Below are 15,893 nucleotides of genomic sequence, written 5' to 3' on the forward strand. Positions count from 1 at the left end.
GCCATCTGTTTTCACAGGATACGGTCTTGCAATGCGCCAATCCAATTTGTTCAGCGGACAATTCTATCAGCGCGTCGGGTCAACCTTCACAGGCCGAGCTTCGTCATCAGAGTTTTTGCGTAACGTTAGTTGCCAATTTACGGAACCGGTCCCTGGAGCCAGGTGCCGTCAGTAACCAAGTTGCGATACCGCTTGCTTGATCAGTCTCGCACTTGCGCCCAATGCCTGCGCTTCTGCGTCGTTCATTTGCGGGCGGATTTGCCGCTGTACGCCGTCACTGCCAATGACAAGCGGCAAGGACAGTGCGACCTGCTTTACTCCCTCGATCTCGGGCGCCATGGAGCATGCCGTAAAGACGGCACGCTCGTCATTCACGATGCAGCGGACAAGGCGTGCCAGCGCCGCTCCAATGCCGTAATAGGTGGCGCCTTTGCCGGCGATGATGCGATTTGCGGCACCGCGCACCGCTTTGTCGATTTCATCCATCATGGCGGCGTCCAGCGGCATTCCGCATGCGTCGCCAAACTGCTTCAGCGGCACGCCCGCAACCTGCGCCGTCGACCAGATCAGGACTTCGGAGTCCCCGTGCTCTCCCGGCACGTAGGCATGTGCGGAGCTCGGCGACACCCGAAAGCGCTCGGCGAGCAGTGAACGAAAGCGCGCCGTATCGAGCATGGTGCCGGATCCGAGCACCCTCGATGGCGGCAGTCCCGAGAGTGCTGTCGCAATATGCGTCATGATGTCGAGTGGATTGCTTGCCACCAACAGGATGGGATTCCCCGCATGCCGCACGATCTCCGGTACCAGATTGGCGAACACGCCGGCATTGCGCGACAGAAGCTGCATGCGTGACTCGCCAGCTACCTGGGCCGCACCGGCAGCCAGAATGACCACCCCGCAGCCGGCCAGTTCAGGCAACCTGCCGGCGCGCAGGCGCACCGGATGGGCAAACGGTGTGGCATGCAGGATATCCATGCGATGCGCTTCGGCCAGGTCCGGGTTGCTGTCAACCAGAACGAGCTCTGTGCTTATGCCCTGCAGGGTAATTGAATATGCGGCGGTGGAGCCGACGTGGCCGGAACCGACAATGCCAACTTTCATGCGTTACCTTGCCTTAGGAAAGAGACATGCGAGAATCAAGCAAGATCGCTGGCCGCCTTGCTTGCCGCGCTATCCGGGGCGGCTGCCTGCTGGCCAACCGTCGGGTGTGCCGCGGACCTCACATTTCATAATCGACACGCTTTCACGTTACAAATTCCATCGTCTCGATCCGGCATGGCTTGTTTTTGACTGGTGAAGCAACCGAAGGATGGTGCGGAGTTCAAAAGGCTGGCCAAAAGGTGATACCGCTACGCAAGCATGGAGTAGCGCTCCACGAAGCCCTTGCTCCGTTCCTCTTGCTGCACGTCATATGCAGTCGCGATGCCGCGTTTGCAGCGTGCATGCGGTTGGCAGGCCCGGATAATCCATAGACATCGGGCTTGGCCCGTGAAACCATTGCGCGACCCTCGCCAGCGAGCGCAACCCTGACAGGCTGCTGCTGTTGCCAGACACACTCCGGATCAAAATAAGCGCGGGTACGCTACATCAGAATGATGTCGTACTGTTCCTGATGAAAGACCGTCTCCACCTGCAGCGAAATTGGCTTGCCGATGAAGTCGCCCAGCATGGCGAGATGCTGGGACTCTTCTTCCAGGAACATGTCGACCACGACTTGCGAGGCAAGAATGCGGAACTCGCGCGGATTGAACTGTTTTGCCTCGCGCAGCAACTCGCGCAGGATTTCATAACAGATGGTGCGCGCGGTCTTCACCTGGCCCTTGCCGCCGCATGCCGGACAGACTTCGCACAGGACGTGTGCCAGCGATTCGCGGGTGCGCTTGCGCGTCATTTCCACCAGGCCGAGTGCCGAAAAGCCGGACACCGAAACTTTAGTGCGGTCGCGCGCCAAGGCCTTGTTCAGCTCCGACAGGACGGCGCTCCTGTGTTCCGCGCTTTCCATGTCGATGAAGTCGAGGATGATGATGCCGCCGAGGTTGCGCAGCCGCAGCTGGCGCGCGATGGCATGCGCTGCTTCCAGGTTGGTCTTGAAAATCGTGTCGTCGAAATTGCGGCCGCTCACATAGCTGCCGGTGTTGACATCGATGGTCGTCATCGCCTCGGTCTGGTCGACGATCAGGTAGCCGCCGGATTTCAGGTCGACGCGCCGCCCCAGCGCACGCTCGATTTCCTCTTCCACGCCATATAGGTCGAACAGGGGACGCTCACCGGTGTAGTGGACCAGCTTGGACAGCACCGATGGCGTGTACAGCTTGGCGAACTGTTCGAGCTTCTGGAAGTTCTCGCGCGAATCGACCTGGATCGTGGAGGTATCTTCGCCGACGAAGTCGCGCAGGACCCGCTGCGCCAGGCTCAGGTCCTGATACAGCAGCGTCGGCGCCGGCTTGGTTTTCACTTGCTGGGTGATCGCCGACCAGGTCTTGCGCAGGTAATCGATGTCCATCTGCAGATCGGCTTCGGACGCGTCTTCCGCCATGGTACGGATGATGAACCCGCCTTTCTCGCCCGGCGGCAGCAGGCGCTGCACCTTTTCCTTCAGCTGCTCGCGCTCGGCTTCGTTCTCGATGCGCTGGGAAATGCCGATGTGTGAATCCTGGGGCAGGTAGACCAGCATGCGTCCGGCAATGGAAATCTGCGTCGACAGGCGCGCGCCCTTGGTGCCGATCGGATCCTTGATCACCTGCACCATGATGGCCTGGCCGTCGTACAGCAGCTTTTCGATCGGAGTGGGCGCGGCAGCGGGTGCATCCTGCGCCCGGGCTTCCCAGATGTCGGCTACATGCAGGAAGGCCGCACGCTCCAGGCCGATGTCGATGAAGGCGGATTGCATGCCCGGCAGCACGCGCACCACCTTGCCGAGATAAATATTGCCGGTCATCCCGCGCGACAGGGTGCGCTCGATGTGAAGCTCCTGGACCGCCCCCTGCAATATCAGCGCAACACGGGTTTCCTGCGGCGTGATGTTGATCAGGATGTCTTCGTTCATAGAAGGGGAATGCCGGCTCGATGCAGCAGTTGCGCGGTTTCGTGGAGCGGCAAACCCATGATGCCGGAATAGCTGCCCTCGATGCGTTCGATGAAGATGGCGGCCATGCCCTGGATGCCATAGCCACCGGCCTTGTCGTAGGGCTCCGAGGCGGCGCAATAGGCGCGGATCATGTCATCGGTGAGCACGGCGAAGGTGACATTGGAGCGCTGTGTGGTTTGCCAGGTCTCTTCGTCGCGCCGCACCGCAACGCTGGTCAGGACCTGGTGCGTGCGGCCGGACAGGGATTTGAGCATGGCGCTGGCTTCTTCCGCATTCGCCGGCTTGCCGAGGATGCGGCCATCGATCGTCACCGTGGTATCCGCTGCCAGCACGGTGCGCGCCGGCAGTCTGCGGCGCAGCATGGTATTGGTCGCGAATTCCACCTTTTCGCGCGTGATGCGGGCCACATAGTCTTCCGCTTTTTCGCCCGGCAGCACTTCCTCGCTCACTTCCGGCCCGCGCGGGGTCTGGTCGCGCAATAGCAACAATTCAAATTCGATGCCGATCTGGCGCAGGAGTTCGCGTCTGCGCGGGCTCTTGGAAGCGAGGTAGATTCTGTTGTCAGCCGGTTTCATTGCGCCTTCGAAGATGTTGTCTACACCCGGTGGTAGGGATGGTTCTGCGTAATCGACCAGGCGCGGTAGAGCTGCTCGGCGAGCAGCACGCGCACCATTCCATGCGGCAGGGTCAGGCTCGAAATCCGAACCAGCATGTCGGCAGATGCCTTGAAGCCCGCATCCAGTCCGTCGGCGCCGCCGATGACGAATGTAACATCCCGCCCGTTTTGTTGCCACTGTGTCAGCAACCGGGACAGTTGCACAGTTGTCACATCCTTGCCGTGTTCATCCAGGGCGATGACCTGCGCGCCTTTCGGGATGGCCGCCTCGATCTTCTGGCGCTCCTGCGCCATCACGGTTTCCGCGCTCCTGCCGCCGGAGCGATCGACCGGCTTGATCTCCTTGAGCAGGATGCGGCATTCGGGCGGCATCCTCTTGGCATATTCGTTGAACCCGGCTTCGATCCAGGCAGGCATCTTGTGGCCCACCGCGGCAATCACGAGCTGCATGAAAGGGGCTGTTGAAACGCGGCGTGGTCAGGCGGCCTTGGTTCTGCTGGAGGCGCGCTTGGCAGGCGCCTTCCTGGCCGTCGTCGCGCTCTTGGTCGCGGCTACCTTGACCGTCTTCCCGGCAGGGGCGGCCGCAGTCTTCTTGGCTGCAGTCTTGCTGGCGGTTTTGCGGGCCGGCTTTTTCGGCTCGTCCTCATCATCCTTGGCGCGGCTGGCTGCCAGATGGCGGGAAGTTCTTTTCGGTTTTGCTTCGCCGTCTTCCGAGGCGGAAGCGGTGCGCTTGGAAGTGCGCTTGGCCGCGCCCAGCTTGATTTCCTTTTCGCCCCAAATTTCCTCGAGCCGGTAATAGTCGCGGATGGCGGGCTGCATGATGTGGACGATCATCTCGCCCAGGTCGACCAGAACCCATTCTCCGGTGTCTTCGCCTTCGATGCTGACGATGGTGCCTCCGTTTTCCTTGACCTTGTCGCGCACGGACGCAGCAAGCGCCTTGGTCTGGCGGTTGGAAGTGCCAGAGGCGATGGTCATGCGGTCGAACAGGCTGGTCAGGTGGACGGTATCGAATGCACGGATGTCGTGGGCTTTGACGTCTTCGAGGGCATCGATGACGAGTTTTTGCAGTTTTTTGATATCCATTAGGTCTGGTAAAGGTGATGTAGTTTTATATAGTCTAGCACCCCGGCCGGAATCAGCGAGGCAGGAAATTGGCCCTTCTGCAGGGCTGCACGAATTTCCGTCGCGGAAATATTGATCGCCAGATTCGTTGTGAGATAAGTCAGACCGTGCGGCGTCGTGCGAATCTGCTCGGGTGTGCCGGCACGCCGCACGAATTCCCTGGCGACTTCAGGCGGAACATGGGCTGGGTCCAGGATGAAGCCGGGCCGCGAGGCGACGCAGATATGCGCGAAATCGAACAGCTGCCGCCAGTCCTTCCAGGTATCCAGTTGCTGCAACTGGTCGGCGCCGATCAGGAATGCGATCGAGGCTGCCGGTCCGATTTCCGCGCGCAAGCTGCGCAGGGTATCGATGGTATAGCTTGCGCCCTGGCGCCGGATTTCCTGTTCGTCGATGACGGTCGGTACCGCCTGCTGCGCGAAGGCGATGCGCAGCATGTCGATCCGTTGCTGCGCCGAGGCGCGCAAGCCGTTTTTTTTCTGCCAGGGATTCCCCGCAGGAATGATGCGCAATTGGTCGGGAAACAGCAGTTTGGCGAAATACCCGGCCAGCGCCACATGGCCGCGGTGCACCGGGTCGAAGCTGCCGCCCAGCACAGTGATGCATAGGTGATCGGTCACACCCATTCCCTGTGCACGAGGAAGTCGGAATACAGCTGCGCTTCGGCGCTGCCGGGCTCCGGTTGCCAGTCGTAGCGCCATTTCACGACAGGCGGCATCGACATCAGGATCGATTCCGTGCGTCCGCCCGATTGCAGGCCGAACAGCGTGCCGCGGTCGAACACCAGATTGAATTCCACATAGCGCCCGCGCCGGTAAGCCTGGAAATCGCGCTCGCGCTCGCCAAAGGCCATGCCCTTGCGCTTTTCCAGGATGGGCAGATAGGCGTCAAGGAAATGGTTGCCCACGCTTTGCATCATGGCAAAGCTGCGCTCGAAGCCCAGCGCATTGAAATCGTCGAAAAAAATCCCGCCGATGCCGCGCGGTTCCTTGCGGTGCTTCAGGTAGAAATAATCGTCGCACCATTTCTTGAAGCGCGGATACAGCTCATGGCCGAAGGGAGCAAGCGCGTCATGGCAGCTCTTGTGGAAATGCCGCGCATCTTCCTCGAAGCCGTAATAGGGCGTCAGGTCCATGCCGCCGCCGAACCACCAGACCGGTTCCAGGCCTTCGGCGCTCGCAATGAAAAAGCGCACATTCATGTGTACCGTCGGCACATAGGGATTGCGCGGATGCAGCACCAGAGACACGCCCATCGCTTCCCAGCTACGGCCGGCGATTTCCGGCCGGTTGGCGGCAGCCGAAGGCGGCAGGCTCTTGCCGCTTACATGGGAGAAGCCGACGCCGCCGCGTTCCAGCAGATTGCCATCTTCCATGATGCGCGAAATGCCGCCGCCGGCAATCGGGCCTGAACCATCCGGGCGTTGCCAGGCATCGGTAATGAATTGCCGGCCGTCGGCCTGTTCCAGCGCCGCGATGATGCGCGCCTGCAGGTCGAGCAGATAGGTTCTGACGTCGGAGGGCGAAATGGAAGAATGAAGCACGTACTCGTTCCAGGGTAAAAAGGGAAGGGATTAGCGCGATTGTACCTGCCTCGCCCGTGACGAAGGCGAGGCAGGGAAACAGCGGGAACACACGCTCCTCACGGAAGAAGAGCAGGGACGGCGGGAAGTCAGGCGGGCCGCTTCAGCGCACGCCAACCGATATCGCGGCGGAACTGCGCACCGTCGAACTGGATCTTGTCGACCGCTTCATAAGCCTGCTTTTGCGCCATCTTGACGCTGTCGCCCAGGCCAACCACGCACAATACGCGTCCGCCCGAGGACACCAGCTTGCCGCCGGCCAGGGTAGTGCCTGCATGGAAAGTCATGCAGTCCGGCGTTTCTTCCGGTATGCCGGTGATCAGGTCACCCTTGCGCGGCGCTTCCGGATAGCCGGCAGCAGCCATCACCACGCCGAGCGCGGTGCGCCGGTCCCATTCCAGTTCGACCGCATCGAGCGTGCCGTTGACGGCATGCTCCAGCACGCTCACCAAGTCGCTTTTCAGGCGCGCCATGATCGGCTGGGTTTCCGGATCGCCCATGCGGGTGTTGAATTCGAGCGTCTTCGGGTTGCCCTGGGCATCGATCATCAGGCCGGCATACAGGAAGCCGGTAAACGGAATGCCATCCTTGGCCATACCTTGCACGGTCGGATTGATGATTTCGCGCATGATGCGCGCATGCAGGGAAGGCGTGACGATCGGCGCCGGAGAATAGGCGCCCATGCCGCCGGTATTCGGGCCCTGGTCATTGTCCAGCAGGCGCTTGTGGTCCTGGCTGGTAGCCAGGGGCAGCACATGCTTGCCGTCGACCATCACGATGAAGCTGGCTTCTTCGCCGCTCAGGAATTCCTCGATCACGACGCGCGCGCCCGCATTGCCCAATTTATTCCCGGACAACATCATGTCGACCGCGGCATGCGCTTCCTCCAGCGTCATCGCCACCACCACGCCCTTGCCGGCCGCCAGACCATCGGCCTTGACCACGATGGGCGCGCCCTTCTGGTCGATGTACTGGTGCGCGGCCTGGCTGTCGGAAAAAGTCTGGTAATCGGCGGTGGGAATGCCATGGCGCTTCATGAAGGCCTTGGCAAAATCCTTGGAGCTTTCCAGCTGTGCCGCTTCCCTGGTCGGGCCGAAGATTTTCAGGCCATGGTCGCGGAATACATTCACGATGCCGGCGGCAAGCGGCGTTTCCGGACCGACCACGGTCAATGCAATATGTTCTTTCAGCGCGAACTGCGCCAGCCAGACCGGATCAGTGATTTCGACGTTTTCCAGTCGCGAATCGAGCGCCGTGCCGCCATTTCCCGGCGCAACGTACACCATCTGAATGCGCGGGGAATGCGCAAGTTTCCAAGCCAGGGCGTGTTCGCGGCCGCCTGAGCCGACTACCAGAATTTTCATGGAACGAGTAAAACCTTGCATTAGGCGCGGCTTGCAGCCGGCGCCAGGTTCAATTCAAAAAAAGAGCCTGTCCGATTCAGACAGGCTTTCGGGCAAAACATGGAGAGTGGGGCATCGTCATTCTTCGATGACGGCGTTGGTATATACCTCTTGCACATCATCCAGGTTTTCCAGCGCATCCAGCAGCTTCTGCATCTTGGCCGCATCCTCGCCGGTAAATACGGTTTCCGTCGACGGCTTCATCGTGATTTCAGCCATCTCGGCCTTGAAGCCCGCTTTTTCCAGGGCGTCCTTGACGGCGGCAAAATCCTGCGGTGCGGTAAGCACTTCGATGCCGCCTTCCTCGTCGGTCACCACATCCTCGGCGCCGGCTTCGAGCGCCGCTTCCATCAGCGAATCTTCATCGGTCCCGGGGGCAAACAGCAGCTGGCCGCAATGCTTGAACAGGAAGGCAACCGAACCTTCGGTGCCCATGTTGCCGCCGAACTTCGAGAAGGCGTGACGCACTTCAGCTACCGTGCGCACCCTGTTGTCGGTCATGCAATCGACAATGATGGCGGCACCATTGATGCCATAGCCTTCGTAGCGGATTTCTTCATAGTTGACGCCTTCAAGACCGCCGGTGCCGCGCTGGATTGCACGCTGCACATTGTCTTTCGGCATGTTGGCGTCGGCCGCCTTGTCGACTGCGAGCCGCAGGCGCGGATTGCTTGCGATATCGCCGCCGCCCAGGCGGGCCGCGACGGTGATTTCCTTGATGAGACGGGTCCAGACCTTGCCGCGCTTGGCATCAGTCGCGGCCTTCTTGTGCTTGATGTTGGCCCACTTGCTATGTCCAGCCATGTTGAATCTTTCTCTGATTGCGCTTTGATTGCGATTAGCCAGGGCGGTCGGCGCGCCTTTGGGAAAAGCGCGCTTGAAAAATCGCAGTAGGAGCACCCTGCGCCGGGCGGCAATTTTAACATACCGGCCCCCGGCAAAATGGCCGGGGAAAGCCATCTGTTCCATCATTTTCCGCCGCTTGCCACGCCACTTGGAGAAGCGGTGATGCGATGCGTAAATTCGTTCCGGCGTACAATCGCGGCATGAATTCCATAGCATCTTCTCCCGCCTCGGAGCGCAAGCTTTTGCTGGGCGGCCTGGCAATCGCGATCAGCGGTGCCGTCCTGTTTTCAGCCAAGGCCATCGTCGCCAAGCTGATTTACCGCTATCACGTCGACGCCGTCACGCTGATCGCGTTTCGCATGATGTTTTCCTTGCCGTTTTTTGCGGCAATCGCCTTCTGGAAATCCCGAACCGAGCCGGCCCTGTCGAAAGCCCAGCTCGGCAAGATCGTGGTGCTGGGCCTGATCGGTTATTACCTGTCGAGCTTTCTCGATTTTCTCGGCCTGCAATACATCACGGCGGGCCTGGAGCGCCTGATCCTGTTCCTGACGCCATCCTTCGTCCTGCTGATTTCCTTCCTGTTTCTAAAGAAAAAAGTCGGCTTGCTGGAGTGGGCCGCGCTGTGCACCGCCTACCTCGGCACGATCCTCGTGTTCCTGCACGATGCCCGGACGGGCGGCTCCAATGTCCTGCTGGGCGGCGCCTTCGTTCTCGGCAGCGCCTTGTCGTATGCCATGTATCTGCTGATGTCCGGAGAAATGGTCAAGCACGTGGGGTCGCTGCGGCTGGTGGCCTATGCAATGTGCGTCTCCAGCGTGGCATGCATTGTGCAATTCTTCCTCTTGCGACCCGTGTCCATGCTGGTGCAGCCGATGCCGGTGTACGGCTTGTCATTGATCAACGCGGTATTCTGCACGGTGTTCCCGGTGTTCCTGACCATGATTGCAGTCGCCCGCATTGGTGCGCCCACTGCATCGCAGGCAGGCATGATCGGCCCGGTGTCGACCCTGTTCCTGGGCGCGCTGCTGCTGGGCGAGCCGATCACCGGCATTCAGTTAGGTGGAACGGCGCTGGTTCTGGCCGGAATTTATTTGCTTTCGAAAAAGAAGACATAGGAGAGAAAAGATGGATCTGGGATTGAAGGGCAAGCAGGCGCTGGTATGCGGCGCTTCGAAGGGGCTGGGACGCGGCTGCGCCGAGGCGTTGGCGGCCGAGGGTGTGAACGTGACGCTGGTGGCGCGCACCGCGGACGCGCTCGAAGCCACTGCCGAGGCGATCAGGAAGGCAAGCGGCGTGAACGTGACGACGGTGGCTTGCGACATCACCACGCCGGAAGGGCGCGCAAAGGCACTTGCAGCCTGTCCGCAGCCGGATATCCTGGTGACCAATGCCGGCGGCCCGCCGCCTGGCGACTTCCGCAACTGGACCCGGGATGACTGGATCGCCGCCGTGGATGCGAACATGCTGACGCCGATCGAATTGATCAAGGCCACGGTCGACGGCATGATGGCGCGCGGCTTTGGCCGCATCGTCAACATCACCTCGAGCGCGGTGAAGGCGCCGATCGATGTGCTCGGCCTGTCGAACGGTGCCCGCTCCGGGCTGACCGGCTTCGTCGCGGGACTGGCGCGCAAGACCGTGGCCAATGGCGTCACGATCAACAACCTGCTGCCGGGCCAGTTCGACACTGATCGCCTGAAGAAAACCATGGCGGCTTCGGCCGCCGCGGCCGGCAAGAGCACCGAAGACATGTTTGCCGCCCGTCAGCAGCAGATTCCAGCGCGGCGCTTCGGCAATCCCGCCGAATTCGGCGCGGTTTGCGCATTCCTGTGCAGTGTGCATGCCGGCTACATGACCGGGCAGAATGTCCTGCTCGACGGCGGGAATTATCCAGGGACGTTCTGACAAAGCAGCGGAGTCATCGTGAAAAAGCGTATCGCGCTGATCGCGCATGATCACAAGAAGGATGACATGGTCGACCTGGCGTCCGAGTATGCGGACCTGCTGCGACAATGCCTGCTGGTCGCTACCGGCACCACCGGCAAGCGTCTTTCCGAGGAAGTCGGGCTGACGGTGGAGCGCAAGCTGTCCGGACCTTCCGGCGGCGACCTGCAGATCGGCGCCGAACTGGCCGAAGGCAGGATCGACTGCGTGATCTTCTTGCGCGATCCGATGACGCCGCAGCCGCACGAGCCCGACATCAATGCGCTGGTGCGCGCCTGCGACGTGCACAATATTCCGTGCGCGACCAATGTTTCGACTGCGCGCCTGCTGCTGTCGCAACTGGTGCCGCACCATCATCACCATCATTCATGACAAAGGGGAAGACACATGGTTAAAGCGATCAGGATGTTCCGTACCGGCGGTCCGGAAGTCATGGAGTACGTCGACGTGGATGTGGGCGATCCGGGGCCGGGCGAGGCGCGGGTGCGCCATGCCGCCTGCGGCCTGAACTACATCGATGTGTATTTCCGCACCGGTACCTATCCTCAACCATTGCCCGCGGGTCTGGGCATGGAAGGCGCCGGCGTCGTGGAAGCGGTGGGCGAGGGCGTCACCCATGTGAAACCGGGCGACCGCGTCGCCTATGCTGCCCGTCCGCCGGGCGCCTACGCCGAGGCGCGGGTGATGCCGGCTGCCGGCCTGGTGAAGCTGCCCGATGCGATTTCCTTTGAAACGGCCGCGGCGATGATGCTGCAGGGCTTGACCGTGCAATACCTTTTCCGCCGCACCTTCCCGCTGCGCGGCGGCGAAACCATCCTGTTCCATGCGGCCGCCGGCGGCGTCGGTCTGATCGCCTGCCAATGGGCGCGGGCGCTCGGCGTGACGATGATCGGCACCGTCGGCTCCGACGAAAAGGCTGCGCTCGCAAAAGCGCATGGCTGCACCCATACCATCAATTACAACAAGGAAAATTTCGTCGAGCGCGTCAAGGAGCTCACGAACGGCAAGGGTGTGCCGGTCGTGTACGACTCGATCGGCAAGGATACCTTCCTCGGATCGCTCGACTGCCTCGAGCCGCTCGGGATGATGGTCAGCTTCGGCAGCGCATCCGGCCCGGTACCGCCGTTCAGCCTCAATGAATTGGCTTCGCGCGGCTCGCTGTTCATTACCCGACCCAGCATATTCAACTATACGGCCAGGCGTGACGACCTCGACAACATGGCGGCCGAGCTGTTCGGCATGGTCGCCGGCAAGAAGATCAACATCGAGGTCAACCAGCGCTATGCACTGAAGGATGTCGCCCAGGCCCATAGCGACCTGGAAGCGCGCAAGACCACCGGTTCCACCATCCTCATCCCGTGATCATGGCGGAGCATGACGACAATCCGATGCACCATCCCGACGAGCAGCCGGGCGGTGCCGAAGGCACCCCGAAATTCGGCCGGCTGCTGGTTGTGCTGCTGCTGGTGGTGTTGCTGATCGTCGGCCTTACCTACCTCTCCGAGGCGATGTACTCCTGAAGTATTGCGAGGCTGCAGGAACGGATGGCCCGAGCGCCTGCAGATTCGGGCACTGAACGCAAGCGGTGCCATCAGCTCGAGCGCAGCATGACCATCGCACAAACGGCGAGCGGGTACCGCTTGAGCAAGCGGTTGCCGGAACAGCAGGAAAAGACGGATGACCGGTTCGTCAGTTGCCGGATCAACGGGAGCAGGTGCTCGCTGCAGCGCCGGAGCAATTGCGACGCCCCAGCGCTAGCGATTTCATTCTTTCATTTTCAGTTCCACCACCCGCGGCACGCCGCTCTCGCCGGGGAAGTCCGCGAAGGCGCTGCGCACCATGTAGGGCATGACGGCGGCCAGCGATCCATTCGTGCCTTCACTGACCACTGTGGTCTCATACACTTTCCTTCCATCGCCAGTCCGTGCCAGCGAGAATTTCAGGCGGCGGGTGTAGAGCACATAGCTGCTTTCGCGCCGCTCCACGATCGGCGGCCCGTACCAGAAAGGATCGTAAAAGGGGCTGTAGAAAGGACTGTAGAAGGGACGGTAGAACGGACCGTAATAGCCGGGCCATGCAGGCATGCCATACCAGTAGGGATCGACGACCACGGGCTCCGATATGCGCACGTCGCGCGCGCGAATGTCAAAGTTCATCGCCGCCTTCAGGGCAGCTGCGCCGGCATATTCCGCTTCTTCGAATCCGAGGCGATTCAGTTCGGTGCGCACCAGGTTTTCGTAGCTCTTGTATTCCAGGCTGTTCTGCTGCTCCTTGCTGCGCTCGAAAGTATAGGTCTTGTCCTGCAGGTTGAACGGCGTGTCGTGAAAGGGCGTGACCGTGCTGCTGATGGTGGTCGCGCAGCCGCCCAGTGCCAGACTCAGGGCGACGAGCGGCAAGGCAAGCAATGAGCGTGTTTTCCGAACTGCCTCCTCCAGCTTCTGCATGAGCTTGCCAGGCTTGCCGTGTTGCACCCGAGTATGGGGATGCGGCGCGCCCGAGGCAGTGACTACGAACAGCGCAAAGGGTGTTTTCATGGAGATGGGCCGGATCGGCGTTCGGTTGGTAAAATGCCTGCTTGCTTCTTATCCTCTCACAAGTACATCCTATGCGTACTGATACTCCCCAGACGATCTACCGGAAAGATTACACGCCGCCCAGTTTTTGGGTCAATACCGTGGAGATGGGCTTCGACCTCGATCCGCAGGCAACGCATGTGGCGACGCGCATGACGCTGACCCGCAATTCTGCAAGCCGCAGCAAGAGCCTGGTCCTGTACGGGGAAAACCTGGAACTGGTGCAGTTGCGCGCCAACGGCAAGCCGCTCACCAAGCGTGCCTATACTCTTGCCCATGGCACACTTGAAATTCCCAACCTGCCGGACCAGGTCACGCTCGAAATCGAAACCATCACCCATCCCGAACTGAATACCACCCTGATGGGCTTGTATGTTTCCAACGGAAACTTCTTTACCCAGTGCGAGGCGGAAGGTTTCCGCAAGATCACCTTCTTCCCGGATCGCCCCGATGTGATGGCGAAGTACACCGTCATGCTGCGTGCCGACAAGGAAACATATCCGGTGCTGCTGTCCAACGGCAACCTCGTAGAGCAGGGCGAGCTCGGCGACGGCCGACACTATGCCGTCTGGGAAGATCCGTTCAAGAAGCCGTCCTATCTGTTTGCGCTGGTCGCGGGCAAGCTGGTCTGCCAGGAAGAAACGTTTGCTCTGAGATCCGGGCGTGAAGTGCTGCTGCAGGTCTGGGTCGAGGAAGGCAATCTCGACAAGACCCAGCATGCGATGGAATCGCTGAAGAACAGCATCCGCTGGGACGAGGAGCGCTTCGGGCTGGAGCTCGACCTCGACCGCTTCATGATCGTGGCCGTCGGCGACTTCAACATGGGCGCGATGGAAAACAAGGGCCTGAACATTTTCAACACGAAATACGTGCTGGCCAATCCGCGCATCGCCACCGATACCGACTACGCCAACATCGAAGCGGTGGTCGGCCATGAGTATTTCCATAACTGGACCGGCAACCGCGTCACCTGCCGCGACTGGTTCCAGCTGTCGCTGAAGGAAGGCCTGACGGTGTTCCGCGACCAGGAATTTTCCGCCGACATGATCGGCACCGACAGCGGGCGCGCGGTCAAGCGCATCGAGGATGTACGCGTGCTGCGCCAGGCCCAGTTCCCGGAAGATGCCGGCCCGATGGCGCATCCGGTGCGACCCGACTCGTATGTCGAGATCAACAATTTCTACACCGTCACCGTCTATGAAAAAGGCGCGGAAGTGGTGCGCATGTACCAGACCCTGCTCGGACGCGAGGGCTTCCGCAAGGGCATGGACCTGTATTTCCAGAGGCATGACGGCTGCGCGGTCGAATGCGACGACTTCCGCGCGGCGATGGCCGATGCGAACGGCCGCGACCTGAGCCAGTTCGAGCGCTGGTACAGCCAGGCCGGCACGCCGCGCGTGAAAGTCGAAACCCGCTATGACAGCGATACGCAAACCTACGACATCACGCTGACGCAATCCTGTGCGCCCACGCCGGGCCAGCCGAAGAAGCTGCCTTTCCATATTCCGGTTGCCGTCGGCCTGCTCGACAGCCGCGGACGTGACATGCCTTTGCACTTGAAAGGCGATGCAGAAGGCGGCTCCGCTCCTACCACCATGGTGCTGGAACTGACCGCGGAAAAGCAGACCTTCCGTTTCACCGGTGTCACCGAGCAGCCGGTGCCTTCCATCCTGCGCAATTTCTCCGCGCCGGTAGTGCTGGAAGCCGATTACAGCGACGAGGACCTTGCTTTCCTGATGGCGCACGACAGCGATGCCTTCAATCGCTGGGAAGCCGGCCAGCGCCTGGCAACGCGCCGCCTGCTCACGCTGGTGGAAGCCGTGCAGAACGGCGCATCCCTGGAGGAGGCCGATGCCGGCGACGGGATGCTGGCCAATGCCTTCCGCGCCACGCTCAATGATGAATCGCTCGACCCGGCCTTCCGCGAACTGGCACTGACACTGCCTTCCGAAGCCGTGCTTGCCGAACAGATGGACGTGGTCGATCCGCAGGCAATCCACGCGGCAAGACAGTACATGCGCCGCAAGCTGGCCAGCGCCCTGCGCCTTGACTGGCAGGTGGCTTACCAGTCGAACCGCACGCCCGGCACCTACAGCCCGGACGCTGTTTCGGCCGGCAAGCGTGCCCTGAAGAACCTGGCGCTGTCCTATCTTGCGGAACTCGACACGGACGAAGTGCATGTGCTGATGCAGGCGCAGAACGACGGTGCCAACAACATGACCGACCGCGTCGCCGCGCTGTCGGCACTGATCCATACCCAAGCACCGGGCAAGGCCAATGCCCTTGAAAAGTTCTATGCGGATTTCGAGAACGAGGCGCTTGTCGTCGACAAATGGTTCTCGCTGCAGGCCACGGCCCGTACTACCGATGTCGCCGCGGTGCGCGCATTGATGCGGCATCCGGCGTTCACCCTGAAAAATCCGAATCGCGCGCGCAGTCTGATCTTCAGCTTCTGCAACGGCAATCCGGCGCAGTTCCATGCCGAAGACGGCAGCGGTTACGCCTTCTGGGCCGAGCAGGTGATCGCACTGAATGCGATCAACCCGCAGGTCGCGGCGCGGCTCGCGCGCACGCTCGACCGCTGGCGCAAGTACACGCCCGCCCTGCAGGCAAAGATGCGCGCGGCCCTGCAGCAGGTTGCCGGCGCCAAGACGCTGTCGAAGGACGTGCTCGAAGTCGTCACCAAATCCCTTGCCAATTAATCCTCCCTCGGAAA

General features: G+C 61.2%; 16 protein-coding genes. 6 read left to right on the plus strand and 10 right to left on the minus strand.

Going from position 1 to position 15,893, the window contains the following annotated elements:
• Positions 1-168 precede the first annotated feature (168 nt).
• From HGHM_RS03030 to HGHM_RS03070, 9 genes are all read right to left on the minus strand, one after another.
• Positions 169-1,101 (minus strand): L-lactate dehydrogenase, encoded by a 933-nt coding sequence (locus HGHM_RS03030; protein WP_019140026.1) that lies wholly within the window; start codon positions 1,099-1,101, stop codon positions 169-171.
• A gap of 481 nt (positions 1,102-1,582) precedes the next feature.
• On the minus strand, positions 1,583-3,046 hold the full coding sequence (rng, locus tag HGHM_RS03035; RefSeq protein ID WP_019140027.1) for a ribonuclease G: 1,464 nt from the start codon (positions 3,044-3,046) through the stop codon (positions 1,583-1,585).
• On the minus strand, positions 3,043-3,663 hold the full coding sequence (locus HGHM_RS03040; protein WP_019140028.1) for a Maf family protein: 621 nt from the start codon (positions 3,661-3,663) through the stop codon (positions 3,043-3,045). The genes rng and HGHM_RS03040 overlap by 4 nt, the downstream gene beginning before the upstream one ends.
• Before the next feature lie 20 nt (positions 3,664-3,683).
• Positions 3,684-4,154 (minus strand): 23S rRNA (pseudouridine(1915)-N(3))-methyltransferase RlmH, encoded by a 471-nt coding sequence (gene rlmH / locus HGHM_RS03045; protein ID WP_019140029.1) that lies wholly within the window; start codon positions 4,152-4,154, stop codon positions 3,684-3,686.
• Between the two features lie 27 nt (positions 4,155-4,181).
• Positions 4,182-4,790, minus strand: a complete 609-nt coding sequence (gene rsfS / locus HGHM_RS03050) for a ribosome silencing factor (protein WP_019140030.1) — start codon at positions 4,788-4,790, stop codon at positions 4,182-4,184.
• Positions 4,790-5,455, minus strand: a complete 666-nt coding sequence (locus HGHM_RS03055; RefSeq protein ID WP_019140031.1) for a nicotinate-nucleotide adenylyltransferase — start codon at positions 5,453-5,455, stop codon at positions 4,790-4,792. Before HGHM_RS03055 ends, rsfS begins: the two co-directional genes overlap by 1 nt.
• Entirely contained in the window at positions 5,446-6,372 is a 927-nt protein-coding gene (gene hemF / locus HGHM_RS03060) for an oxygen-dependent coproporphyrinogen oxidase (protein ID WP_019140032.1), read from the minus strand. The genes HGHM_RS03055 and hemF overlap by 10 nt, the downstream gene beginning before the upstream one ends.
• Before the next feature lie 128 nt (positions 6,373-6,500).
• Positions 6,501-7,775: a phosphoribosylamine--glycine ligase gene (gene purD, locus HGHM_RS03065; RefSeq protein ID WP_019140033.1), complete on the minus strand. Its 1,275-nt coding sequence runs from the start codon at positions 7,773-7,775 to the stop codon at positions 6,501-6,503.
• Between the two features lie 117 nt (positions 7,776-7,892).
• On the minus strand, positions 7,893-8,618 hold the full coding sequence (locus tag HGHM_RS03070) for a YebC/PmpR family DNA-binding transcriptional regulator (RefSeq protein WP_026075650.1): 726 nt from the start codon (positions 8,616-8,618) through the stop codon (positions 7,893-7,895).
• 242 nt (positions 8,619-8,860) lie between these two features.
• Here HGHM_RS03070 and HGHM_RS03075 point away from each other — a divergent pair, with 242 nt between their 5' ends.
• From HGHM_RS03075 to HGHM_RS23460, 5 genes are read left to right on the plus strand one after another with little or no spacing between them, the layout of a single operon-like run.
• A complete protein-coding gene (locus HGHM_RS03075; RefSeq protein WP_026075651.1) occupies positions 8,861-9,775 on the plus strand; it encodes a DMT family transporter in 915 nt (304 codons plus the stop codon).
• Between the two features lie 10 nt (positions 9,776-9,785).
• The gene (locus HGHM_RS03080; RefSeq protein WP_019140036.1) at positions 9,786-10,565 is read left to right on the plus strand and encodes an SDR family oxidoreductase; all 780 of its coding nucleotides are present in this window, start codon (positions 9,786-9,788) and stop codon (positions 10,563-10,565) included.
• Between the two features lie 18 nt (positions 10,566-10,583).
• On the plus strand, positions 10,584-10,976 hold the full coding sequence (locus tag HGHM_RS03085) for a methylglyoxal synthase (protein ID WP_019140037.1): 393 nt from the start codon (positions 10,584-10,586) through the stop codon (positions 10,974-10,976).
• Positions 10,977-10,991: 15 nt separating this feature from the next.
• The gene (locus tag HGHM_RS03090; protein WP_026075652.1) at positions 10,992-11,966 is read left to right on the plus strand and encodes a quinone oxidoreductase family protein; all 975 of its coding nucleotides are present in this window, start codon (positions 10,992-10,994) and stop codon (positions 11,964-11,966) included.
• A 2-nt stretch (positions 11,967-11,968) separates the two neighbouring features.
• Positions 11,969-12,124, plus strand: a complete 156-nt coding sequence (locus HGHM_RS23460; RefSeq protein WP_173390513.1) for a hypothetical protein — start codon at positions 11,969-11,971, stop codon at positions 12,122-12,124.
• Positions 12,125-12,367: 243 nt separating this feature from the next.
• On the opposite strand, the gene HGHM_RS03100 is transcribed toward HGHM_RS23460, so the two are convergent.
• Positions 12,368-13,138: a DUF4136 domain-containing protein gene (locus HGHM_RS03100; RefSeq protein ID WP_019140040.1), complete on the minus strand. Its 771-nt coding sequence runs from the start codon at positions 13,136-13,138 to the stop codon at positions 12,368-12,370.
• Between the two features lie 71 nt (positions 13,139-13,209).
• Here HGHM_RS03100 and pepN point away from each other — a divergent pair, with 71 nt between their 5' ends.
• Complete coding sequence (gene pepN, locus HGHM_RS03105) at positions 13,210-15,879, plus strand: aminopeptidase N (RefSeq protein ID WP_026075654.1); 2,670 nt, start codon at positions 13,210-13,212, stop codon at positions 15,877-15,879.
• The last annotated feature ends 14 nt before the right edge of the window (positions 15,880-15,893 follow it).

The sequence above is a fragment of the Noviherbaspirillum massiliense JC206 genome, from assembly GCF_000312045.1.
In the GTDB taxonomy this organism is placed as follows: domain Bacteria; phylum Pseudomonadota; class Gammaproteobacteria; order Burkholderiales; family Burkholderiaceae_D; genus Noviherbaspirillum; species Noviherbaspirillum massiliense.